At 66.7% G+C, this 23,357-nt stretch carries 23 protein-coding genes and 1 tRNA gene; 22 read left to right on the top strand and 2 right to left on the bottom strand.

Annotation, left to right across the window (positions count from 1 at the left end):
* Nucleotides 1-242 precede the first annotated feature (242 nt).
* The 4 genes from EDC22_RS05150 to EDC22_RS05135 all read left to right on the top strand — a co-directional run bounded on the left by EDC22_RS05150 (nucleotide 243) and on the right by EDC22_RS05135 (nucleotide 5,434).
* On the top strand, nucleotides 243-1,526 hold the full coding sequence (locus EDC22_RS05150) for an MgtC/SapB family protein (RefSeq protein ID WP_132805530.1): 1,284 nt from the start codon (nucleotides 243-245) through the stop codon (nucleotides 1,524-1,526).
* Nucleotides 1,527-1,633: 107 nt separating this feature from the next.
* Nucleotides 1,634-3,643: an acetyl-CoA carboxylase biotin carboxylase subunit gene (locus EDC22_RS05145; RefSeq protein WP_132805529.1), complete on the top strand. Its 2,010-nt coding sequence runs from the start codon at nucleotides 1,634-1,636 to the stop codon at nucleotides 3,641-3,643.
* 253 nt (nucleotides 3,644-3,896) lie between these two features.
* Nucleotides 3,897-5,147, top strand: coding sequence for an SAM-dependent methyltransferase (locus tag EDC22_RS05140; protein ID WP_132805528.1), 1,251 nt, complete (start codon nucleotides 3,897-3,899; stop codon nucleotides 5,145-5,147).
* A gap of 11 nt (nucleotides 5,148-5,158) precedes the next feature.
* A complete protein-coding gene (locus tag EDC22_RS05135; protein WP_132805527.1) occupies nucleotides 5,159-5,434 on the top strand; it encodes an acylphosphatase in 276 nt (91 codons plus the stop codon).
* Here the strand turns inward: EDC22_RS05135 and lipB are convergent.
* Complete coding sequence (gene lipB / locus EDC22_RS05130) at nucleotides 5,412-6,110, bottom strand: lipoyl(octanoyl) transferase LipB (protein WP_132805526.1); 699 nt, start codon at nucleotides 6,108-6,110, stop codon at nucleotides 5,412-5,414. The two genes, EDC22_RS05135 and lipB, sit on opposite strands and share 23 nt — an antisense overlap.
* A 67-nt stretch (nucleotides 6,111-6,177) precedes the next feature.
* Between lipB and EDC22_RS05125 the strand changes: the two genes are divergently transcribed.
* The 15 genes from EDC22_RS05125 (at nucleotide 6,178) to EDC22_RS05055 (ending at nucleotide 20,352) form a co-directional block, all read left to right on the top strand.
* The gene (locus EDC22_RS05125; RefSeq protein ID WP_132805525.1) at nucleotides 6,178-6,426 is read left to right on the top strand and encodes a FliM/FliN family flagellar motor switch protein; all 249 of its coding nucleotides are present in this window, start codon (nucleotides 6,178-6,180) and stop codon (nucleotides 6,424-6,426) included.
* A gap of 101 nt (nucleotides 6,427-6,527) precedes the next feature.
* Nucleotides 6,528-6,614: transfer RNA gene (locus EDC22_RS05120), tRNA-Leu, on the top strand.
* A 75-nt stretch (nucleotides 6,615-6,689) separates the two neighbouring features.
* A complete protein-coding gene (locus tag EDC22_RS05115) occupies nucleotides 6,690-7,778 on the top strand; it encodes an NAD(P)/FAD-dependent oxidoreductase (RefSeq protein ID WP_132805524.1) in 1,089 nt (362 codons plus the stop codon).
* 94 nt (nucleotides 7,779-7,872) lie between these two features.
* Nucleotides 7,873-9,279, top strand: a complete 1,407-nt coding sequence (gene mgtE, locus EDC22_RS05110; protein WP_425385511.1) for a magnesium transporter — start codon at nucleotides 7,873-7,875, stop codon at nucleotides 9,277-9,279.
* A 23-nt stretch (nucleotides 9,280-9,302) separates the two neighbouring features.
* Nucleotides 9,303-10,274, top strand: a complete 972-nt coding sequence (locus tag EDC22_RS05105; protein ID WP_132805522.1) for a Gfo/Idh/MocA family protein — start codon at nucleotides 9,303-9,305, stop codon at nucleotides 10,272-10,274.
* 72 nt (nucleotides 10,275-10,346) lie between these two features.
* A complete protein-coding gene (locus EDC22_RS05100; RefSeq protein WP_245499633.1) occupies nucleotides 10,347-11,471 on the top strand; it encodes a DegT/DnrJ/EryC1/StrS family aminotransferase in 1,125 nt (374 codons plus the stop codon).
* Entirely contained in the window at nucleotides 11,377-11,754 is a 378-nt protein-coding gene (locus tag EDC22_RS05095; protein ID WP_132805521.1) for a GNAT family N-acetyltransferase, read from the top strand. Before EDC22_RS05100 ends, EDC22_RS05095 begins: the two co-directional genes overlap by 95 nt.
* Nucleotides 11,755-12,102: 348 nt before the next feature.
* Nucleotides 12,103-12,780 carry a glycoside hydrolase family 25 protein gene (locus tag EDC22_RS05090; RefSeq protein ID WP_245499632.1) on the top strand — a complete coding sequence of 226 codons (678 nt, stop codon included), beginning with the start codon at nucleotides 12,103-12,105 and terminating at the stop codon, nucleotides 12,778-12,780.
* Between the two features lie 359 nt (nucleotides 12,781-13,139).
* The gene (locus EDC22_RS05085; RefSeq protein WP_207903693.1) at nucleotides 13,140-13,520 is read left to right on the top strand and encodes a MerR family transcriptional regulator; all 381 of its coding nucleotides are present in this window, start codon (nucleotides 13,140-13,142) and stop codon (nucleotides 13,518-13,520) included.
* Nucleotides 13,517-13,963 (top strand): PaaI family thioesterase, encoded by a 447-nt coding sequence (locus EDC22_RS05080; RefSeq protein ID WP_132805519.1) that lies wholly within the window; start codon nucleotides 13,517-13,519, stop codon nucleotides 13,961-13,963. Before EDC22_RS05085 ends, EDC22_RS05080 begins: the two co-directional genes overlap by 4 nt.
* 151 nt (nucleotides 13,964-14,114) lie before the next feature.
* Nucleotides 14,115-15,770 (top strand): acyl-CoA dehydrogenase family protein, encoded by a 1,656-nt coding sequence (locus tag EDC22_RS05075; protein ID WP_132805608.1) that lies wholly within the window; start codon nucleotides 14,115-14,117, stop codon nucleotides 15,768-15,770.
* Nucleotides 15,771-15,981: 211 nt separating this feature from the next.
* Nucleotides 15,982-17,151 carry an isovaleryl-CoA dehydrogenase gene (locus EDC22_RS05070; RefSeq protein ID WP_132805518.1) on the top strand — a complete coding sequence of 390 codons (1,170 nt, stop codon included), beginning with the start codon at nucleotides 15,982-15,984 and terminating at the stop codon, nucleotides 17,149-17,151.
* Between the two features lie 73 nt (nucleotides 17,152-17,224).
* Entirely contained in the window at nucleotides 17,225-18,424 is a 1,200-nt protein-coding gene (locus EDC22_RS05065; protein ID WP_132805517.1) for a GGDEF domain-containing protein, read from the top strand.
* 94 nt (nucleotides 18,425-18,518) lie between these two features.
* A complete protein-coding gene (locus EDC22_RS05060; protein ID WP_132805516.1) occupies nucleotides 18,519-20,135 on the top strand; it encodes a S8 family peptidase in 1,617 nt (538 codons plus the stop codon).
* Nucleotides 20,092-20,352: a hypothetical protein gene (locus EDC22_RS05055; RefSeq protein WP_132805515.1), complete on the top strand. Its 261-nt coding sequence runs from the start codon at nucleotides 20,092-20,094 to the stop codon at nucleotides 20,350-20,352. Before EDC22_RS05060 ends, EDC22_RS05055 begins: the two co-directional genes overlap by 44 nt.
* Nucleotides 20,353-20,377: 25 nt before the next feature.
* Here the strand turns inward: EDC22_RS05055 and EDC22_RS05050 are convergent, their stop codons facing one another.
* The gene (locus EDC22_RS05050; protein ID WP_132805514.1) at nucleotides 20,378-21,751 is read right to left on the bottom strand and encodes a cation diffusion facilitator family transporter; all 1,374 of its coding nucleotides are present in this window, start codon (nucleotides 21,749-21,751) and stop codon (nucleotides 20,378-20,380) included.
* Between the two features lie 75 nt (nucleotides 21,752-21,826).
* Between EDC22_RS05050 and EDC22_RS05045 the strand changes: the two genes are divergently transcribed.
* The 3 genes from EDC22_RS05045 to EDC22_RS18200 all read left to right on the top strand — a co-directional run bounded on the left by EDC22_RS05045 (nucleotide 21,827) and on the right by EDC22_RS18200 (nucleotide 23,255).
* Entirely contained in the window at nucleotides 21,827-22,648 is an 822-nt protein-coding gene (locus EDC22_RS05045; RefSeq protein WP_132805513.1) for an aldo/keto reductase, read from the top strand.
* A 109-nt stretch (nucleotides 22,649-22,757) separates the two neighbouring features.
* A complete protein-coding gene (locus EDC22_RS05040; protein WP_132805512.1) occupies nucleotides 22,758-22,949 on the top strand; it encodes a hypothetical protein in 192 nt (63 codons plus the stop codon).
* Between the two features lie 177 nt (nucleotides 22,950-23,126).
* The gene (locus EDC22_RS18200; RefSeq protein WP_281048272.1) at nucleotides 23,127-23,255 is read left to right on the top strand and encodes a hypothetical protein; all 129 of its coding nucleotides are present in this window, start codon (nucleotides 23,127-23,129) and stop codon (nucleotides 23,253-23,255) included.
* Nucleotides 23,256-23,357: the final 102 nt, after the last annotated feature.

The following is a 23,357-nucleotide window of genomic DNA, read 5'->3' as shown; positions in this document are numbered from 1 at the left end:
CCGGCCATGGACCGGCGGGGCGGACTGACGCAATTTCAGTCTGCGACCAGCGTCTGCGAGACTGATCGCTCGAGTCAGAATAGGGTTCAGCCCGGAAATCGCAACCTGTGGCTGCTGAAAGACCCGATGGAGTGCGGTGTCTTCCACAAACCGATGGTGCGCTCGGTCACGGCGACAGGCGGACGGCGGCCGGACAAGCGATTGCGGCGCGCCCGAACGTCCGGTGGAGCAGGAGCAGGACGATGGACACGGTGGAGCTGTTCGAGAGGTTGGGGCTGGCCCTTGCCATCGGATTCCTGATCGGTATCGAACGCGGCTGGCGCGAGCGCGGTGAGGGCGAAGGCGGACGAACGGCGGGACTTCGCACCTTCGCCCTGTCGGGATTGCTGGGTGGTCTGACCGCGCTTCTTGCGCGCGAACTCGGCGTTGCGATCTTCGCCGTCGTCTTCCTGGGCTTCGCCGGCGCGGTGACGCTGTTCAAATGGCGTGAGGCCGGCAAGGAGAACGACTACAGCGTGACGACGGTGGTCGCGGCGATGCTGGTTTTCGTTCTGGGCGGCTACGCGGTGGTCGGCCACATCGCCCTGGCCGCGGCCGCGGCCGTGGTGACGGCCGCGCTGCTCGCGTTCAAGACCATGCTGCATCGCTGGGTGGCGGCGCTTTCCTGGCCGGAGATCCGGTCGGCGATCGTGTTGCTGGCGATGACCTTCGTGGCGCTGCCGCTCTTGCCGGACCGGGCCTTCGGTCCGTTCGGCGCATTCAATCCGCACGCCATCTGGCTGCTCACCGTCATGATCGCGACAGTGTCGTTCGCCGGCTATGCGGCGACCCGCCTCGTCGGAGAACGGCGCGGTCTCGTACTGACGGCCTTCGTCGGAGGGCTGGTGTCCTCCACGGCCGTGACACTCGACATGGCCCGCCGCAGCCGCGACCCGGCCGCCGATCCGAAGCTGCTGGCCAGCGGCGCCTGCCTGTCCGGTGCCGTGATGTTCGGGAGGATCCTCGTCGTCGCGGTGCTCATCGAGCAACGGCTCTGGCCCTTTCTCGCGCCTGCATTCGTGACGGCGGCGGCCGTCGCCGGCCTGTTCGGCTTCGCCTATCTGCGTGCGGGACGAAGCCCGGCCAAGGGGCAGTCCACGACCATTGCGCTCGGAAATCCCTTCGAATTCGCGACGGTGCTGCGCTTCGGTGGCCTGTTGGCGTTGGTGATGTTCCTCGCCAACGCGCTGCAGGCCTGGTTCGGTCCGCAGAGCGCTTTGTGGCTCGCGGCGGCGGCCGGCCTTGCCGATGTCGACGCGGTGACGCTGTCGATGGCGCGCGGCGCCGGAAGCACGGTGCCGCCCACCATCGCCGTGCTCGCCATCCTGGTGGTGGCGTGCGCCAACTCGGTCTCCAAGTCCGTGCTGTCGGTCGTCTCGGGCAGTTCCGCCTTCGCCTGGCGCCACGTGGCGGCGATGCTGGCGTCGGTGGTGCTGATGGCCCTTGTCTACCGGGCCATGCTGCCATTCATGCCGGCCTGGCCATGACGCATCCGGCAGGCCGGGCCCGCTCGGCCATTTACGGGCCTGTTCGCCGCGACTAAAAGACCTTGGCACACAGGTCTGTTACCGCCAGCAGGGGGCGTTCCGGCCACATGTTCTCGAAGATCCTGATCGCCAACCGCGGCGAAATCGCCTGCCGCGTGATCCGTACCGCTCGCCGGCTCGGCATTGCGACAGTCGCTGTCTATTCGGACGCCGACAAGGACGCCCTCCATGTGGAGATGGCAGACGAGGCGATCCGCATCGGCCCGCCGCCGGCCGCCGAGTCGTATCTGCTTGTCGACCGGATCATCGAGGCCTGCCGCCAGACCGGGGCGGAGGCGGTGCATCCCGGCTACGGTTTCCTCTCGGAGAACGCCGGCTTCGCACGGGCGCTCGAGGCTGCGGGCATCACCTTCATCGGCCCGCCGGTCGGCGCCATCGAGGCGATGGGCGACAAGATCGAGTCGAAGAAGGCGGCGGATGCAGCAGGCGTGTCCACCGTACCGGGCTTCCTGGGCGTTATCGAGACGCCGGAGCGCGCCGTCGAGATCGCCGAGGAGATCGGCTATCCGGTGATGATCAAGGCGTCCGCCGGCGGCGGTGGCAAGGGCATGCGTGTCGCCTGGACGGCAGCGGAAGTGCTCGAGGGATTCGCCCGGTCGAAGTCCGAAGCGAAGTCGTCGTTCGGCGACGACCGGGTGTTCATCGAGAAGTTCATCGTCAACCCGCGCCATGTCGAGATCCAGGTGCTCGGCGACAAGCATGGCAACATCGTCTATCTCGGCGAGCGCGAATGCTCGATCCAGCGGCGCAACCAGAAGGTCGTCGAGGAGGCGCCGTCGCCGCTGCTCGACCCGGAGACGCGCCGGGCGATGGGCGAGCAGGCGGTCGCCCTGGCGAGGGCCGTGGGCTACTACTCGGCCGGCACCGTCGAGTTCGTCGCCGGTCAGGACAGGTCGTTCTTCTTCCTGGAGATGAACACGCGTCTGCAGGTCGAGCATCCGGTTACAGAACTTGTCACCGGCATCGACCTCGTCGAGCAGATGATCCGGGTCGCGGCGGGCGAACCGCTGCCGTTCCGCCAGGAGGATATCCGCCTCAACGGCTGGGCGATCGAATCGCGGGTCTACGCCGAGGATCCCTATCGCAACTTCCTGCCCTCGATCGGCCGCCTGGTGCGCTACCGGCCGCCGGAGGAGGGCACGAGCGACAAGGGCCTGACCGTGCGGATCGACACCGGCGTAGACGAAGGCGGCGAGATCTCGATGTTCTATGATCCGATGATCGCCAAGCTGGTCACACACGGGCCCGACCGCCGCTCGGCGATCCGTCAGATGAGCCGGGCGCTGGACGCCTTTCACATCGACGGCATCCAGCACAACATCCCGTTCCTGTCGGCGCTGATGGAGCATCCGCGCTGGATTGCAGGCAATCTGTCCACCGGGTTCATCGCCGAGGAGTATCCCGACGGCTTTCATCCGCGCGAGCCGGACCGCGAGGCGGAGCGAGTCGTCGCAGCGGTCGCAGCCTGTGTCGATCACCTGCACAATTCGCGCCGTCGCTCGATCACCGGTCAGTTGAGGGTCGGCGGCTACCGGTTCCCCAATCGGCGCGTGGTCCGGTTCGAGGGACGGGAGATCCGCCTGACCGTGTCCGGCGAACTGCCGGATTTCACGGTCGCCTTCGATGACGACGAAGGCGGTCCGGTGCACGTCCATTCCCATTGGATTCCCGGACAGCCGGTATGGACCGGTACCATTGGCGGCGAGGCGGTCTGCGTGCAGGTCAAGCCGACGCTGGCCGGCTACGCGCTTGCCCATCGCGGCGTGGCGGTGAAGGCCGACGTGTTCACCGAGGCCGAGGCGGCCCTTGCCGCGCTGATGCCGAAGAAGGTCGCAGCCGACACCTCGAAGCTGCTCTTGTGTCCGATGCCGGGCCTCGTCGTCTCGATCGCTGTCGTCGAAGGCCAGGAGGTGAAGGCGGGCGAGACGCTGGCGGTCGTCGAGGCAATGAAGATGGAGAACGTGCTGCGCGCCGAACGCGACGCGACCGTTTCCAAGGTGCATGCCAAGCCAGGCGACAGCCTCGCTGTCGATGCCGTCATCCTGGAATTCGCGTGAGGATCGCGCCGGCCGTTCACGTCGATCCCATCGAACCGTCGCGGGCGGGCGGCAACGGGACGTTGGGGTGAACCGCCGGCGGGCGGGCAATGCCGAGCCCGGGCGGGTCTGCAGCGGTGCCGAGACCCTTGATCCGGTGATCATGCCGTGCGCCGCCGCCAGTGCTCGGGGAGTCTCTCGCACGTTCGCACGGCCTCGGGATTCGCGAGGTACCGATCCCGGTGCTAACCTTCCTTTGCGCGAGGAGAACGTGATGCGGTTTCTGCCCCGTCTGCTGAGGAAGTTCATCCGCAACGGACACCTGCGGCTATACGATGCGGACGGCGAACTGCGCGAATTCGGCAGCGGGGTCGACGGACCGGTCGTCACGGTGCGCCTGCACGACAAGGCTCTCGACTGGAAGCTCGCGCTCAATCCGGAACTCGTCGCGGCCGAGGCCTATATGGACGGCACGCTGACCTTCGAGGACGGCTCCGATGTGCATGGCCTTGTGGAGCTGTTCTCGGTCAACCGGTCAGGATTGGCCTCGGCCGGCTCGCAGAAGCTGCTGCGGCGCGTCTGGCGGGGGCTCAAGCGCTGGCAGCAGGCCAACCCGCTCGGAGTCGCGGCCAGGCATGCGCGCCATCACTACGACCTTTCCGAGAAGTTCTATCGGCTGTTCCTCGATGAGGGGCTGAACTACTCCTGCGCCTATTTCCGCGATCCCCAGACCGATACGCTGGAGCAGGCGCAGGCGGCCAAGTTGATGCATGTTGCTGCCAAGCTCAGGCTCGAACCGGGCATGCGAGTTGCGGAGATCGGCTCTGGCTGGGGATCGCTGGCGATCCAGCTGGCACGGCTCGGTGCCGAGGTGACGGCCATCAACGTCTCGCCGGAACAGATCCGCGTGGCGCGCCGGCGGGTGAAACAGGCAGGCGTGGCGGATCGGGTCACCTTCTTCGAGCGTGATTACCGGGAGCTGACCGGGCGGTTCGACCGGGTGGTTTCCGTCGGCATGATGGAGCATGTCGGCGTCAATCACTTCGATGGGTATTTCGGCAAGGTGCACGACCTGCTGGAACCGAACGGATTCGCCATGATCCATGCGATCGGCCGGATGAGCCCGCCCGGAACGACCGGCCCGTTCATCCGCAAGTACATCTTCCCCGGCGGCTATGTGCCGGCCCTATCGGAGGTGTTCGCCTCGCTCGAGCGCGTCGGCCTGTGGGCCTGCGATGCGGAGATCCTGCGGCTGCACTACTACTGGACGATTCGGCACTGGCGGCAGCGCTTCGCCGCCAACCGCGAGGCTGCCCGGGCGATCTACGACGAGCGCTTCTGCCGCATGTGGGAGTTCTACCTGTCGGCGGTGGAGCTGGGATTCCTGAACGGCTCGAACATGGTCTTCCAGCTTCTGCTCAGCCGTGAGCGGGACGCGGTGCCGGTGATCCGAGACTACATCGTCGACGACGAGCGCAGCCTGCTGGCACCGTCGAAGCCGGCGCGCCGGCGCAGGTCGGGATAGGCGGAGGCAGCGTGCGCACCGTTCATGTGCGTATCGAGGGGCTTGTCCAGGGGGTCTACTACCGCGCCTGGACCCGCGAGCAGGCCGAGATGCTGGGGGTGTCGGGATGGGTGCGCAACCGGCGCGACGGCGCGGTCGAGGCGCTGTTCGCCGGCGATCCGGAGCGGGTCGCCGAGATGCTGGCGCGCTGCCGCATCGGACCGCGCGACGCGCGCGTGCGCTCCGTCGCGATCCTGGCCGAGGGCGGGGCCGCCCCCGACGGCTTTACCGTACTGCCGACGGTCTGAGCGGGCCGAACAGCTCGGCGAACGTGTCCTTCAGCGCCATGTCGACTTCCGGCATCGTGACGACATGGCCGAGGTCCGCGAGGCTGGTGACGCCATGCCGGGCGATGCCGCAGGGCACGATGCCGCCGAAGTGGTCGAGGTCGGGCTCAACGTTTAGGGCGACGCCGTGGAAGCTCACCCAGCGTCGGACACGGATGCCGATTGCCGCGATCTTGTCCTCGATCCCCGGGCCCTTGTCGGGCCGCCGGACCCAGACGCCGACGCGGTCCTCGCGGACCTCGCCGCGAACGGAGAATGCGGCCAGCGTGCGGATGAGCCATGTTTCGAGATCCGCCACGAAGCGGCGCACGTCGCGGCCGCGAGCGTTGAGGTCGAGCATCACATAGGCGATGCGCTGGCCCGGACCATGGTACGTCCAGCGGCCGCCCCGGCCAGTCCGATAGACCGGAAACCGCGGGTCGATCAGCTCGTCATCCGCGGCACTCGTTCCGGCCGTGTAGAGCGGGGGATGCTCCAGAAGCCAGACAAGCTCGGGCGCGGTACCAGCCGCGATCGCGGCCACGCGTGCTTCCATCTCGGCAACGGCATCGAGATAGCCGACTGGACGGTCCGAGATGCGCCATTCGATGCCGGACAGGCAGCGTGCGGTATCTTCGGCGGTGTGGGGATTAACCATACGCTAACCATGTCCGCATCAGGATCGCACTGTGTTGATATAGGGGTTTGCGGCAGTCAGCGGAACAATGTCCACGATCGAAAGCGTGTCCGTCGCTCTTGCAGTCCAGCTCGGCTGCGCGACCATGCCCGTGCATCAGCTGCTTCGGATGGGCCGGGGCGCCGTGATCGCGCTCGACAGCCGCGAATCGGATGATGTCGTGCTGCTGGCCAACAACGTGCCGATCGCCGAGGGGCAAGTGCTGGTGCAGGGCGAGAAGATCACGGTTTCCATCACCCGGATGTTGCCGCTCGCCTCCGATCGGCGCAGAACCTGACACATTTCCCGGCAGGCGCGACGACGCGAAGCCCTTGTTCCAGCGCAACGCGTTTGCTACATGACGGCCGTGTCCGCGACCGGTCGGTCGCGGCAACCAGTGCGGTCGTGGCGGAATTGGTAGACGCGCAGCGTTGAGGTCGCTGTGGGGGAGACCCCGTGGAAGTTCGAGTCTTCTCGACCGCACCATCAAGAACCCCCGGCAGTCTTCTGACCGGCGGGGCTTTTTTTCTTCATGAAGATCCAGTTGCGGTGGTCTGAGCAGTGGACCGGGTCGACTGCGTCGTCGTCGGCGCCGGGGTTATCGGGCTGGCGGTCGCCCGGGCGCTTGCGCAAGCCGGGCGCGAGGTCATCGTGGCGGAGGCGGAAGCGCAGATCGGATCCGGCACCTCCAGCCGCAACAGCGAGGTCATCCACGCCGGCATCTACTATCCGGCCGGCAGCCTGAAGGCGCGGCTGTGCGTCGCCGGACGTGACAGGCTGTACACCTATTGCGCGGAGCGCGGCGTTGCTGTCCGCCGCTGCGGCAAGCTGATCGTCGCCTCGACGGCGGAGCAGGCCGTCAGGCTCGCCGGCATCCGCGCCGGTGCCGAGGCAAACGGTGTCCGCGATCTTGTCCTGCTCGACCGTGATCGTACGCTCGAACTGGAACCGGCACTGGATGTTGCTGCGGCGCTGATGTCGCCATCGACCGGGATAGTCGACAGCCATGGCTTCATGCTGTCGCTGCAGGGTGATGCCGAGGCCGCCGGTGCCGCCATCGCCTTCTGCACGCCCTTGTGCAAGGGGCGGATCGAACGGGATGGGGTCGTGCTGGAGTTCGGCGGCGATCAGCCGTTCACCCTTCACGCGGCGCATGTCATCAATGCCGCCGGGTTGTTCGCTCATGCGGTGGCGGCCGCCATCGAAGGGGTGCCGCGGGCTACGATTCCGACGGTCGCCTATGCCAAGGGAAACTATTTCGCGCTTGCCGGTCGCTGTCCGTTCTCGCGGCTGATCTATCCGCTGCCCGAACCCGGCGGGCTCGGCGTGCACCTGACGCTTGACATGGCCGGCCGGGCGCGGTTCGGCCCTGACGTGGAATGGGTCGACCGTCTTGACTACACGGTCGATCCGTCGCGCGCCGAGCCCTTCTATGCGGCGATCCGCAGCTACTGGCCGGGCTTGCCGGACGGTGCACTCTATCCGGACTATGCCGGCATTCGCGTCAAGCTCGGCGGCGCCGCGGCACCGGATTTCCGCATCGACCGGCCGTGTGGCAACCGCCTGATAAACCTCTACGGCTTCGAATCGCCGGGCCTGACCGCGTCGCTGGCCGTCGGCGAGGAGGTCGCCGCGCTGCTGGGCCGCTGATTGCGGCATCCGGAGTAGCTTTGCCGGCCTTCGGCATTGCGCTACAAGCTGGATGACCGGGCTTCGTCGAGCCGGTCAAATCAGGGAGTCGATTGTGCAGAAGCATCCGGAGCATCAGGCGCCGGTGGGTGCCGGCGTCGCTGCGGTCTTGCGCGATGACACGGGGGCAATCGCCGAGACCTTTGTCGAGGCGGTGCGCGCGGCGATCGCGGCGGCAGACTCCGATGCGCTGCGCGCAATGTGCGCGGACCGGCACGAGGCCGATATCGCCGACCTGCTCGAGATGCTGTCGCAGGAGGAGCGGCCGCGCTTCATCGAGCTGCTGGGCCACGACTTCGACTTTGCGGTGCTCACCGAGGTCGACGACACGATCCGCGAGCAGGTTCTGGAAAGCCTCCCGAGTGCCGCGGTCGCCGAAGGCGTCCGTGAGCTCGATTCCGACGACGCCGTCTACATTCTGGAGGATCTGGACGACGAGGAGCAGGCCGAGATCCTGGCGCAGATGCCGGCGTTCGAGCGGGCGCTGCTGAAGCGCAGCCTCGACTATCCGGAGGACAGCGCCGGACGGCGCATGCAGACCGATCTGATCGCGGTGCCGCCGTTCTGGACGGTCGGTCGGACGATCGACTACATGCGCGAGGCCGACGACCTGCCCGACGAATTCTACGAGATCATCGTCGTCGATCCCGCATTCAAGCCGATCGGACGCGTCGCGCTGAGCCGTCTGCTGCGCGCCAAGCGGCCGGTGCCGATCGAGAGGATCATGGACACGACGATCCATACCGTGCGTGCCGACATGGATCAGGAGGAGGCGGCGCAGCTGTTCGAGCGCTACAACCTCGTGTCGGCGGCGGTCGTCGACGAGAGCGACCGGCTCGTCGGTGTGCTGACCTTCGACGACATCGTCGACGTCATCCAGGAGGAAGCGGAGGAGGACATCCGCGGTCTGGCGGGGGTCGGCGATGAGGAGATCTCGGATTCGGTCCTCTACACAGCCCGCAGCCGGTTTCCCTGGCTGCTGATCAATCTCGGCACGGCGCTGGTGGCGGCCTCGGTGATCGGCCTGTTCGACGCCTCGATCGAGAAGATGGTCGCGCTCGCCGTCCTGATGCCGGTCGTCGCCTCGATGGGCGGAAATGCCGGCACCCAGGCGATGACGGTGACGGTACGGGCGCTCGCGACCGGCGATCTCGGCGGATACAACCGCCGCCGGGTGTTCCTGCGCGAGATGCTGGTGGGAATCCTGAACGGGATCGTGTTTGCCATCTTCATCGGCATCGTTGCGGCGGTATGGTTCGCGGATCCGCAGCTTGGCGGGGTGATCGCCATGGCGATGGTGTTCAACCTGTTCTGCGCCGGACTGTTCGGGTTCGCGATCCCGGTCATCCTCGACAGGATCGGCGCCGACCCGGCGATCGCGTCCAGCGTGTTCCTCACGACTGTTACAGATGTTGTTGGATTCTTTGCTTTTCTGGGACTTGCGACAGTCTTGCTTCTGTAGGCCCGAAGTGCCATGAGGGCGACATGCACCTTCGTCCTCGCACCGCAGTGGTCGGCCTCGGGTACTTCGGCCGCTTCCACGCCAAGCACCATGCGGCCAACGCCGACTGCGATCTCGTCGCGGTGTGCGATGTCGACCGGGCGCGGGCCGAGGCGGTCGCGGCCGAGTTCGGCGGCGCGGTGGAAACCGACCACCGGGCATTGATCGGGAAGGTCGACGGCGTGTCGATCACCGTACCGACCTCCCAGCATTTCGAGGTCGCCAGGGATTTCATCGAGGCGGGCATCCACGTCCTGATCGAGAAGCCCATCACCGACGATGTCGCCAGCGCCGACCGTCTCGTGGCGATGGCCGAGCAGCGCGGAGTGGTCCTGCAGGTCGGCCACATCGAGCGGTTCTCGGCGGCCTTCAAGGCGCTGTCCGGCAAGGTGAGGCATCCTCTGTTCATCGAGAGCCGGCGGATTTCGCCTTGGAAGCCGCGAGCGACGGATGTCGACGTCGTCCTCGATCTGATGATCCACGACATCGACCTGGTGCTCGGTCTCGTCGGGGCGCCGGTCGAATCGCTGCAGGCGCTGGGCGCTCCCGTCCTCAACGCGACCGAGGATATCGCCAATGCGCGGCTGACCTTCGCCAATGGTGCAGTGGCCGACATCACCGCGAGCCGCATCGCCTCGAAGACCGAACGGCAGATCCGCCTGTTCCAGCCCGACAGCTACATGGTCTGCGACTTCGTTACCCACAGGCTGACGCGGTTCACCCGCAACGGCGACCCTGCGACGGTTGGTGCAGATGCAATCGCCGCGGAATCGTGGGACATCCCGCGCGAGGATGGTCTCGCCAACGAGATCGCCGAGTTCGTCGACTGCATCCGCCACGGCCGCCGACCCACGGTGGACGGGCGGGTCGGTCGGGAGGCGCTCGGGGTGGCGGCCCGCATCACTGAAAGCATCCGCAACCACAGGGCCCGAATCGAAGCACGTCTCGGCGCTTGAGCGGCCCGGCAGAAGGAATGGATCAGCGTGGTTAAAGCGAGCTCCATCGCGGCCCTGGTCGGGGAGACCCCCGTGACCGCGGTCGGCCTCTACGATCTGGCGCGACAGCGTGAACGCCTCGGCGCGCGTATCGAGGACAGGATCGACGAGGTTCTGAAGCATGGCCAGTTCATTCTCGGCCCGGAGGTCGAGGAGCTGGAACGCAACCTGGCGAGCTTTTGCGGCGCCCGCCATGCCATCGCGGTGTCGAGCGGACGGGATGCGCTGACCATGGCACTGATGGCGATCGGCGTTGGCCCCGGCGACGCCGTGTTCGTGCCGGGCTTCACTTTTTCCGCGTCGGCGGCCTCGGTGGCGCCGCTCGGCGCGACTCCGGTTTTCGTCGACGTCGAGGAGCGCAGCTTCAACCTCGACCCGGCCGCCCTCGAGGTCGCAATCGACACGGTGGTACGTGAGGGCCGGCTGCAGCCGCGCGTGGTGATGCCTGTCGATCTGTACGGGCTTCCGGCCGACTACGACACGATCGCCGCCATCGCTGCCAGATACGGCATGACGGTGCTGGCCGATGCCGCCCAGAGCTTCGGCGGCGCGCTCGGCAACCGTCGTGTGGGAACGCTGGCGCCGATCACCGCGACCAGCTTCTACCCGACAAAGCCGCTTGGCGCCTATGGTGACGGCGGGGCCATCTTCACCGAGGATGACAATCTCGCCGAGGCGGTGCGGATGATCCGCACCCATGGACGGCAGGGCTCAGGCGACGAGGCGCTGCGCATCGGCATGACGGGGCGGCTCGACACGATCCAGGCGGCGGTGCTGCTCGTCAAGCTCGAAGCGTTCGCGGACGAGCTTCAGCGCCGGCAGGAGGTTGCCGACGCCTACACGGCCGCCCTGGACGGCGAATTCATCGTTCCGCATGTTCCGCAGGGGCGGTCCAGCGCCTGGGCGCTCTACACCATACGCGTGGACGGCCGCGACACGGTGCGCGACCGGCTGGCGGCGTCGGGCGTCGGGTCGGGGCTGTTCTACCGCATCCCGCTGCATCGCCATCCCGCCTTCGCGCAATGGGTCCCGGATGGCCTGCGGCTGCCGGTGAGCGAACGTCTTGCGGAAGAGGTCCTCAGTCTGCCGATCCACGGCGACCTCGAAGACCGCGAGATCGCCTTCGTGGTCGAGCGGCTGCGGTCCGCCGTATCGTGAGCCGCGCCCGACCCGTGGTCCGCAGCCTCGGACCGGGCGCACCTGGTCGCGCCTGCTCGATCATCCCCAGTTCGACCTGCACGGGCTCGTCGCCGTCCGCAGCGGTCGGGTAGTCCGGATCTGCCGCTACCTGTTCCATCCTTCGACTTGGTCGGACGCCCCCTGCTGCTATCTGGAGGATCTGTTCGTGGCAGCGGATACGCGAGGCGTCGGCGCGGGCCAGCCGCTGGTCGAGGCTGTCTACGCGGCGGCGGGAGCCCGCGAAGCGGGACGGATCCACTGAGCGACCCAGGAACATGACACCACCGCGCGCACGCTGTGTGACAGGCTCGCCCGCAGGACGCCCTTCGTCCAGTACGCCCGCTGCAGTCTGCGCCCAGTGTGCCATCGCGAGCGAACGGCCCGATGCCCCACAGTTCGATGCCTTACGAAAGTTTAATCCCGTTCTGTGCGTTTTCGCGATTCGGGTTACGTTCCCTTAACCGCCGGCAGGCTGGTTAGAGGTCGGGCGACCGCAGCAGGTTGTCCGAAGTTAGGTAACCTGTGCGGTCCTGCGATGTCGAAGCCTGAGGGTGTTGTTGGAACCTTGCGCAAGCTGTTCGCGCGGTTCGTGGTGGCGGGGAGCGTCGCCTTGACGGCATCGTGCGCGAGTTTCGGGCCGAGGATCCTGACACCGGAGGATTACCCGGTGCATGGCATCGACGTCTCGCGCTGGCAGGGCGATATCGACTGGCGACAGGTCGCCCACAGCGGTGTGGCCTTCGCCTGGATCAAGGCGACCGAGGGCGGCGATCATGTCGATCCCATGTTCATGACGAACTGGATTGCCGCGGCAGAGGCGGGCGTTCCGCGCGGCGCCTATCATTTCTGGTACATGTGCCGCACCGGACAGGAACAGCTCGACTGGTTCATCCAGAACGTGCCGCGCGACCCCAACGCTTTGCCGCCGGTGCTCGACATGGAGTGGGTCGGCGAATCGAAGACCTGCCGGCGCCAGCCCAAGCGCGACGAGATCCTGCGCGAGATGCAGGTATTTCTCGACGGGGCCGAGCGCTGGTACGGCAAGCGGCCGGTCATCTACACCTCCGTCGACTTCCACCGCGACCGGCTGGTGGATGCCTTCACCGGCCACCACTTCTGGCTGCGCAGCGTTGCCGGTCATCCCAGCACCCGCTACGGCGATCGCCGCTGGACCTTCTGGCAGTACACGGCCAAGGGGCGGGTCCCGGGCATCCAGGGCGACGTAGACCGCAATGCCTTCGTAGGGTCGCAGACCGACTGGCGGATGTTCCTGCAGGGCCGCTACTGAGGCCGGGCTGCGCCGTACGGGCTTCCCGACCGCAGGCACCGTCCGACCTGGGGCCGACCGCGTGCGCCGCAGGCAGTCCGGCAGGCGCCTCGACATCTCTGAACGGCGGTCTGACTGCGACCGCGCACACCCCGCGGAGGAGCCGACCGCGTCAGGGTTCGTTGCGGTCGCGCGGTACCGTGGCGCCGCCATCCTCCGGCGGCCGATCCGACGAGCGGATCATCCGCACGCTTCTCAATTCTTCTCAATGCATTGAAGCAATTTGATCTTGTGAATTATATTGACTTTTACGTCAAAGTCAAAAATCATTGCATTCGTCCCTTCAATCATCGACCGGCGAGGACGCCATCACCCGCCCGTTGCTCACCATCACGGAGCTCACCCGCGAACTGGGGGTGACGACCCGGACGCTGCGCTTCTACGAGCAGCAAGGATTGATCTCGCCCATCCGCCGGGGGCGAACGCGTCTGTACCGGGCCGCTGACCGGACGCGGCTGATGCTGGTGCTGAGGGGCAAGAGGCTCGGATTCTCGCTCGCCGAGATCCGCGAGATCATCGACATGTATGGCGCGGCGCCGGGCGAGATTGGCCAGCTCGAACGGCTGCTCGCAAGGATCGCGGAGCGTCGGGCCGAGCTCGAACAGAAGAAGCGGGATATCGAGCAGACGCTGGCGGAACTCGATTCCGTCGAGGACGGCTGCAGGCAGCGTCTCACGGCGATCAGGGGAGGTCGGGAGTGACCAGTTTTCAACCACGCGATCCGGACTGGGAGCCTCGCGTCCGGGCGAGCTTTGCCCGTCAGGCATTCATGCGGCTGCTCGGCATCGAGATCTCGCACGCTGCGCCGGGCGAAATTGACCTGTCGATGGCCTATGCGCCGGACCTCACCCAGCAGCACGGCTTCTTCCACGCCGGGGCCACGACCTCGATCGCGGATTCTGCGGCCGGCTATGCGGCGCTGTCGCTCTATCCCAAGGGCACGGGCGTGCTGACGACCGAATTCAAGATCAACCTGATCAACCCGGCCAGGGGCGAGCGGCTCGTCGCGCGGGGCAGGGTCGTGAAACCGGGGCGCACGCTGACAGTGTGCCGATCCGACGTCTACGGCATCGAAGCGGAGCGCGAGACGCATGTGGCGACCGCGCTGCTCTCGATGATCTGTCTCGAGGGTCTCGACGACTGATACGGGATCTGCCGACCCGCCAGGGCAGCCATCGCGGGGCGGGGGCGCAGCGGGATGCCGCCCGCCCTCCGCCGTCGTTTCAGCTAGTATGAGCCTCGCCGGAGGCAGCCGGCAGGTGGGTCAGATCAGCTATACTAGGAGAGTCGGCGCCATGCGCGATCCGGGCGCGACGCACGAGGTAACGAACCAGGTGCCGCCGCTGGAAGATTTCAACGCCTTCCTGCACGACGCGGCGCTCGGCGAAGCCATCGCACGCGAAGGCGGCGGCTGGGCGCATGGCCGGCTGGTCGAACTCGGTGAATGGGTGGCGAGCGGCCGCACCCAGGACCTGGCGCGGCTCGCCAACACCTGCACGCCGGTGCTGAAGACGCATGACCGGTACGGCAACCGCATCGACGAGGTGGAGTTCCACCCGAGCTATCACGAGCTGCTCGGCAAGGCGATCGCCGAGAACATCCACGCGCTGCCCTTCGCCGAACCGAGGGAGGGGGCATTCGTCGCACGCGCAGGACTGCACTTCCTGTTCAATTTCGCCGAGATCGGCGTGCTGTGTCCGGTCACGATGACCTTCGCGGCCGTGCCGACGCTGCGCCAGCAACCGGAGATCGCTGCGGACTGGGAGCCACGCATCCTGTCGGACCGCTACGATCCGCGCTTTCTGCCGGCCTCCGTCAAGACCGGGGCAACGATCGGCATGGCGATGACGGAGAAGCAGGGTGGCTCCGACGTGCGCTCGAACACCACCCGTGCAGTTGCGATCGGTGCCGGCGGACCGGGCGGCGAATACCTGCTGACCGGCCACAAGTGGTTCTGCTCGGCACCGATGAGCGACGGATTCCTCACTCTCGCCAATACCGATGCGGGGCTCTCCTGCTTCTTCGTGCCGCGCTGGACGCCGGACGGGGAGCGCAACGTGTTCCTCATCCAGCGGCTCAAGGACAAGCTCGGCAATCGCTCCAACGCCTCGTCGGAGATCGAGTATCGACACACCTGGGCCAGGATGGTCGGCGAGGAGGGGCGCGGGGTGAAGACCATCATCGAGATGGTGCATCATACCCGGCTAGACACGGCAATCTCCGCGGCCGGCATCATGCGCAATGCGGTGGCGCGCGCCATCCACCATGCGCGCTACCGGACCGCCTTTCAGAAGAAGCTCGTCGACCAGCCGGCAATGCGCCGGGTTCTTGCCGACATCGCCCTGGAAAGCGAGGCGGCGACCGCGCTGGCGATGCGTGTTGCCCGCGCGTTCGACGAAGCGGCGCGTGACGGGCAGGCCGCCGCCTTCTCGCGCATTGCGGTCGCCATCGCCAAGTTCTGGCTGTGCAAGCGAACCCCGGCGCTGGTCGCCGAGGCGCTCGAAGTGCACGGCGGCAACGGCTATGTGGAGACCGGAGAAATGGCCCGGCTCTACCGTGAGGCGCCCCTGAACGGCATCTGGGAGGGGACCGGGACCGTCATGGCACTCGACGTGCTGCGTGCGATCGCCCGCGAACCTGGCGCGCTGGAGGCGGTCATGGCGGAGCTTCGCCTCGCCGAAGGCACTGATCCGCGGTTCGATGCTCATATCGACCGCATTTCCGGCCGCATTGCCTCCCGCCGCTTCGCCGAAGCCGATGCACGACGGATCGCCGAAGAGCTGGCGGTCGGGCTTCAGGCCTCGCTGCTGATCCGCGCGGCGCCGGCCTTCGTGGCGGATGCCTTCTGCGCAACGCGGCTCGGGGAGGGCGCTGGACTGGCCTTCGGCCTGATGCCCGACGGTCTCGACGAGGCCGCGATCGTCGAGCGGGCAAGCGTGAAGCTGGGGTGAGACAATCGCGGGGTTGAGGATGCCCCGGTCAGGCCAGAGCATGATGTGGACATGGGGCGTGTACCGCGCGCGAGGATGCCGGCCGGTGAGGAGCCGGATCGCGGGATTTGCAGGCGAATCCGATGCCTTGCCGATCCGCCGACATCCGCGTCGGGCTTGAACCTGGCAAACTGCCCTAACGCAGGTCGCGACCGAACAGGAGGGTCCGGGAATGAGAAACGACTATCCGTCTCTCGATTTCGATCTCGGCGACACCGCCGACATGCTGCGCGATGCGGTGCGCTCGTTCTGTGACGACGAGATTGCCCCGATTGCGGCGGAAATCGATCGAACGAACGAGTTTCCGCGCCATCTCTGGCCGAAACTCGGGGCGCTGGGCGTACTCGGTATCACCGTGGAAGAGGAGTATGGCGGCGCCGGCATGGGATATCTCGAGCATTGCGTTGCCATGGAGGAGATCAGCCGGGGGTCGGCCTCGATCGGGCTGAGCTACGGCGCCCATTCCAACCTCTGCGTCAACCAGATCCGCCGCAACGGCACCGAGGAACAGAAGCGTCGCTATCTGCCGAAGCTGATTTCGGGCGAGCATCTGGGTGCCCTCGCCATGTCTGAGCCGGGTGCCGGGTCCGATGTCGTGTCGATGCGCACCCGGGCCGAGAAGAAGGGCGACCGCTACATCCTCAACGGCTCGAAGATGTGGATCACCAACGGTCCCTCCGCCGAAACGCTGGTGGTCTATGCCAAGACCGATCCGGACGCCGGTCCCCGCGGCATCACCGCTTTCATCATCGAGAAGGGGTTCAAGGGCTTCTCGACGGCACAGAAGCTCGACAAGCTCGGCATGCGCGGGTCGGATACCGGCGAACTCGTCTTCGAGGACTGCGAGGTGCCGGAAGAGAACGTACTCGGAGAGGTCGGACGCGGCGTCAACGTGCTGATGTCCGGCCTCGACTACGAGCGTGTGGTGCTGGCCGCGGGCCCGATCGGCATCATGCAGTCCTGCATGGACGTCGTGATTCCGTACCTGCACGAGCGCCGTCAGTTCGGCGAGCCGATCGGATCGTTCCAGCTCATGCAGGGCAAGCTCGCCGACATGTACACCCGAATGAACGCCGCCCGCGCCTATGTCTACGCGGTGGCGAAGGCCTGCGACCGGGGGCAGACGACGCGCAAGGATGCCGCCGGCGCGATCCTCTACGCGGCCGAAACCGCCACCTGGATGGCGCTCGAGGCGATCCAGTGCCTCGGCGGCAACGGTTACATCAACGAATACCCGACCGGGCGCCTGCTGCGCGATGCCAAGCTCTACGAGATCGGGGCCGGAACGAGCGAGATCCGGCGCTGGCTGATCGGACGGGAGCTGTTCGAGGAGACGCGCTGAACGGTCCGTAGCGCCGCCGATTGCTGCAACGCCGCGTCGGCTCTTCGTCTTCCGTTAACGGCAACCGTGCATAGTGCGTCCGCTGAAGGGACAGCAGGGTTGCCGCTACGTCATGATGCTCGACACCTTCACCATCGTGTTCATGGCGGCGGCAACAACGTTCCTGATCGCGATCCTGCTCGGGATCGCCTGGTATCAGGATCAGGACCAGCGCTTGCTGGGATGGTGGAGCGCAAGCTACCTGCTGAAATCGGCCGGCTGCATCCTGATCCTGCTGCGCGGCAGCATTGCCGATCCGCTCTCGATCGATCTGGCCAATGCGCTCATTCTGGTCGGGGCAGCGTTCGCCTGGGGCGGAAGCCGCGTCTTCGACGGCCGCCACATGCCGGTGTGGACGCTGTTCCTGGGGGCGGTAGTCTGGCTTGTGGCCTGCCGTGTTCCCGCCTTCTACGACTCCTTCCAGACGCGGGCAGCAGGCTTTTCGGCGCTCTATGCTTCCTACTGCGCAGCGACGGCCTACGAATTCTGGCGGGGCAGGGCGGACGCACTGTCAGCCCGCTACATGCTGGTGGTGGCGCACGCGATCCAGGCCGTGCTCTACGGCATCCGTGTTCCGGCGACGCTCATCCTGCCGCCTCCGGCCGAGGTCATGGCACCGGACGTCTGGTTCGGACTCTGGGTTCTCATGCCGATCATGCTGGGTATTGCAGCCGCCGTACTGGTCGTCGCCATCACCATGGAGCGCGCGCTGGCCAGCCAGAGGGCTGCGGCAGCGGTGGATACCCTGACCGGAGCGCTCAACCGGGGCGCGCTGATCGAGGCAGCAGCCAAGCGTCTGAGGACCCGGGGCGGGCCCGCGTCAAACGTCGCGATGCTGGTCTTCGATCTGGACTGCTTCAAGCAGATCAACGACAGGTTCGGTCACGCCACCGGCGACCGGGCGCTCAGGGTCTTCGCCGATGTGGTGCGGTCTTGTCTGCGTGTCGACGACATATTCGGGCGGCTCGGCGGCGAGGAGTTCGCAGTGCTGTTGCCCGGCGCCGGGGAGTCCGATGGACTGGCTGTGGCAGAACGGATCAGGGCCGCGTATTCGCTGAAACCGATCGAGCACGGCGGGATCGTGATCCGTTCCACCGTCAGTGTCGGTGTGGCGGCCGCGCAGACGGGGCGTTCGTCCGTGGATCAGCTGCTGGCGGAAGCCGACAAGGCGCTCTACCGGGCCAAGCATGCCGGCCGCGACCGCGTCGTTGGGCCGCTCGCGCTGGCGAGTTAAACGGCGGCTCGACAAAAGCAACTTAAGCGTGTCTATTCTTTCAATTTCTCGTATAAGTACAGAGAGGCTCGGTCGGCAACTCCTGAGGTAACCCATGCAGATGGCATACTTTTCCGGCGATGCGCTGGCGGATACCCACGACAACCTGCTGCTGGTCAATGTCGATGGGCGGGCAGGCGCGTTGGCGGCCCGCCTGCTTGGTGCTGCCCGTACTGCGGCGAAGGCGCTGCACATCGACCCCTCCAGACTGGGCTCGCTGCGCGGTGCGGATGCGCCGGATGTTGCCATTGCCGAGGTCGAGGCCGAGCATCCAGGGCTTGCCGTGCTCGCATCGCTGGCCCGGCAGGGGCAGATCGAGGAGGTGCAGCCGCTCGCTCCGGTGGCCGAAGGCAGCGTCGCCCCGGCCTTCGCCGGCGATCCTCTCGGTGTGCACCTCGCACTTGCCTCGTCTCTGATCGTCAGGGATCCCGAACGTATCGGGCAGTCGATCCTGCGCGGGACCAATCTGGTCAAGCTGCGCTCCGGCCAGCGGCTCGACCGACTGCGGCGCGAGATTGCCGAGGATGTGTCGATGCGCGCCGAGGCCGTGCCGGTTCGCTACCTCATGGCGCAGCCGTCCCGGTCACGCCAGGCGAGTCGGGAACCGGTGGATCCTAAAGGCGAGGCGGCCAGGACGGTCGGCTGGTCATTCGACGCCATTCATTGGCCCGCGGCACGGGCGGATCCGTCCTACCGGGAGCCGACGGAGGTCAAGGTCGCCGTGCTCGATACCGGCATCGACCTCGACCACCCGCTCTTCGCCGGACGGGTCATGCGGTACGACTTCAGCTACCCGGACCTGAATGTCGTGTCCGGGCCGAAGGATATCGTCGGGCACGGTACCCACGTCGCGGGGACGATCGCCGCCGGCCTCGACACGCGGACCGGTATCCGTGGGCTGTGCGAGTGTCCGCTTCATGTCTGGAAGATCTTCTCCGACGAGCCGACGCTCATCCACTCGATCGGCGAATACCGGTTCGTGGTCGACCCGAGACTCTATCTGAGGGCATTGTCGGAATGCGTGGATGCCGAACTCGACGTGGTGAATCTCAGCATCGGCGGTACCGGAGCGCCCTCCGAGGAGGAGCGGATGCTGTTCAACGCGCTGCAAAGCTCGGGCGCGCTGCTGGTCGCGGCAATGGGCAATTCGAGGCAGCTGGGGAGTCCGAGGATGTATCCCGCAGCGCATGTGGACGTGGTGGCAGTCGGGGCGACCGATCCGCTCGACCGTGTTGCCACCTTCTCCAATCGCGGACCCCATATCACGGTCTGCGCTCCGGGAACGGCGATCTGGTCGACACTGCCGATCACGGAGGGATGGAGCGGCTTCAAGATCGAGCATGAGGGCAGCCGACCGCGGCCCGGCAGGAAGATTCCGAGGGGAACCTGGTTCGACGCCTGGGACGGAACCTCGATGGCGACGCCACATGTCACCGCGGCGCTGGCGATCCACATGGCGGTGTACGGAAAGCGCGGTATCGATCAGGTGATCGCGGCTCTGCGCCACACGAGCGATGCGACCCCGACAATGACCGGTGGAGGGCACGCGTTCCACCAGGACTATGGCCATGGTCGATTGAACCTCTATAATCTGGTCACCAACAGGCCAGGCGTCGGCAAGCAGGGTAATGTCCCGGACTCGCAACAGGCAGCACGCGGTCGCAACCCTTGAGTCGGCCCTTTCGGACAGCGAGCGTGCCGCCACGATCGAACGCATCGAAGCGGTCGTCGGGCCCGGCAATGTCGGTGCGCTGGCTCCCGGGGCGCGCAACCCGGTTGGCCGATCGATGTTCTGGGTCCTGCTCGACGATGCCGGGCAGGCTGCCGAGATCGCGCGTCTGCCCGGCGTCAAGTCCTGCAACATACAGCCCGAGCGGCACGCCGTCTGATCGGCCCGATGCTGCGGCCGCTCGCTCACTCCGGTAGCGGCTCCGCGTGGGCGATGACTCGGCAGACCTCGGGCGCGCGCTGACGGAAGGCGTATTCGAGGTCGTCGACTGCGGCATGCACAGCCTCGACCGGGGCCGACGGATCGACCCGGCAGTGGAAGGTGACGAAGACACCGTGATCGTTCGTTCGGGCGCGGACATTGTGCACCTGGCTCAGCCGGCCGTCGATCCGCGAGAGGTCGGAGAGCAGGGCCGTGTAGGCCTCGCGACGGGGCTCCTCGACATCATGGCCGTCGAGCGTCGCGACGTGCAAAGGTTCGATGTGGCTTTCGACCTCGACATCGGTTCCCAGTTCGTCAGCGATCGCCTTTTCCAGCCCGTCGGCCATTTCGTGCGCCTCACGCAGCGGCAGGCGGCCATCGACCTCGATGTCGAAGCTCACCGACAGCCGTTCGCCGATGTGCTGGACAGTGATGTGATGGACCGCGAGGGCACGACGGCGGGCAATCAGCATGACCTTGTCATGGACCGTTTCGTCGTCGAGCGCCACCGGATGAGCGGTGAAGCTGACATCTGCCTCGGGAAAGGCGTCGAGGATCGTGTCGATGGCCGCACTCTTGATGGCGGCGACGCGATCGAGCGGCAATGTTCTGCCGACGGTCGCATCGATATCGACGAACAGCGTCGCCCCGACCGGACGGATGCGCAGCCGCTCCAGCCCTAGGATGCCGTCGGCCTCGCGCACGATGGTCGCGATCTTGTCGTAGGCGCCTGCCGGAGCGGCGTCCATGAGCGCGTCGAGGGTGCGCTTGCCGAGCCGCCAGGCTGCGACGCAAATGAACATGGCGACTCCGATGGCTGCCAGCGCGTCCGCCTTGGGATAGCCGAGCCACGTCAATCCGAGGCCGACCAGGACGACGGCCGAGCTCAGCATGTCGGTCGAGAAGTTGAGTGCGTCGGCCTCGAGCGCCTGGCTCTTGTACTTCTTTGCCACCCGGCGCAGGGCGCGCACCCGGTTGTAGTCGATGAGGATCGAGCCGACGATCACCGCAATCGCGATCCAGCCGACCTCGACGTGGGGCTGCTCGACGGCCGCAAGCCGGCTGATCGCCTCGTAGACGATCCAGCCGGTAGTGCCGACCAGCAGCGCCGTCTCGGCGAGAGCGGCGACGCTCTCGATCTTGCCATGGCCGAAATGATGCGTGCGGTCCGGCGGACGGTCGCTGACCCGGATCGCCATGTAGGTGATGATCGTCGCTCCGAAGTCGAGCAGGCTGTGAAAGGCGTCCGAGATGATTCCGAGGCTGCCGGTCATGATGCCGACGACGAACTTGGACGCGGCGAGGACGCCGCTCGCCAGCAACGACCAGAGCGCAACCTTTCGCTTCTCTGACGACATCCGATTGTTGGCTCCGGCGATTCTCGCGGTAGATATGCCCCGGACCGACGCACATGGCTACAGGGAGTTGCAGGCATGCACGAGGTGACGGCGAACGGCGCGAGGATCCCCGCCATTGGGCTCGGGACCTGGGAGCTGCGTGGCGCGCAATGCGCCGACATCGTACAGGCGGGCCTCGCCTTGGGCTATCGTCACGTCGACACCGCGCAGGCCTATGGCAACGAGCGTGAGGTCGGCGCGGCGATACGCGCCAGCGGCGTGCCACGCGGCGATATCTTCCTGACGACCAAGGTCTGGTACGATCGCCTTGCGCCCGGGGAACTCGAGGCCTGTGCCGAGGAAAGCCTTGCCCGCCTTGGCACCGACTACGTCGACCTTTTGCTGATCCATTGGCCGAACCCGGCGATTCCGCTCGCCGACAGCCTCGCCGCCCTTGCTCGCGTGAAGCAGCGGGGACTGGCCCGCCACATCGGGATATCGAACTTCACCGTGGCGCTGATCGAGGAGGCGGTACGGCTGTGCCCAGAGCCGCTGGTGACCAATCAGGTCGAGTACCATCCGTTCCTCGACGCGAGCAGGGTGATGGCGGCCTGCCGGCGCCACGGCCTCTCGCTGACCGCCTACTGTCCGCTGGCGCGGGGCCGGGTCGTCGGAGATCCGGTCATCGAGGAGATCGCGGCCCGTCACGGCAAGACGGCCGGCCAGGTGGCGCTCAGATGGCTGGTGCAGCAATCGGGAGTGATCGCGATCCCGCGGACGAGTTCGACCGCGCGGCTGGCCGAGAACCTCGATGTCTTCGACTTCACCCTGACCGATGCCGAAATGGCGGCCATCGCCGGGCTGGCCCGACCGGACGGTCGGGTCGTGCAGGTGAGCTGGGCGCCCGACTGGGACTGAGGCGTAGCGTATCGGGCTTTCCGCGCGGAACGTCGGGCGGATGGCGACCAGGTGCCGGGGAGGCGACTGCGGCTTGCGGCCGGGCCCCACGACATCCGGGGAGGGAACCATGGCCTTGCATCGCCGGATCGGACTGGCGGGTTTCGCCTGGGTCGGCGGCGGGCCGGCGGTGCTGCCCTTCGGTGCGGACATGGTGGGCGAAGCGCCGTGTATATTGGGCTGCTACCGCCTCGACCGGCGCGACGCGCTGAACCCAGCGCGGACGCAGCAGCTGGTCGCCGCTTCCGTGGACGGTACCTGACAGGTCTCCCGCGTCGAACGGGGCGCGCGCAGACAGTCGATGCCGCTGGCGGTTACCTTGCGTTAGCCATGCCGACAGCTTGCTGGGGCCGGGACCGGCGGCATTCAGGGTTCGTTCATCACGATCACGCTAAGCCGATCTGCACGTTGACAACTTCCCTGTGCGAAGTCCCGTGCCATGCGTCCGAAGACAGCGCTCCTGACCATTGTTGTCGCCGCCGTGCTCGCCACGACGATCATCGGCGTCGGTACGCGCACCACCAATGCCGACATCAACCCGCCCGAGCCGGCGATGCGGTCGCTGTAGAGATCGGTTCGCGCATCCGATGTTCCGTCCCAACTGCCTGTTCCGTGGGAGTTCCTGACGGACAGGTGGCGTCTGCGCTCCGGAAATCGTTCTGGCGGTCGC

Origin of the sequence: Tepidamorphus gemmatus, from assembly GCF_004346195.1 — a bacterium.
In the GTDB taxonomy this organism is placed as follows: domain Bacteria; phylum Pseudomonadota; class Alphaproteobacteria; order Rhizobiales; family Tepidamorphaceae; genus Tepidamorphus; species Tepidamorphus gemmatus.
Note: the sequence above shows the minus strand (reverse complement) of the source record. Positions and strands in the feature narration are given on the sequence as shown.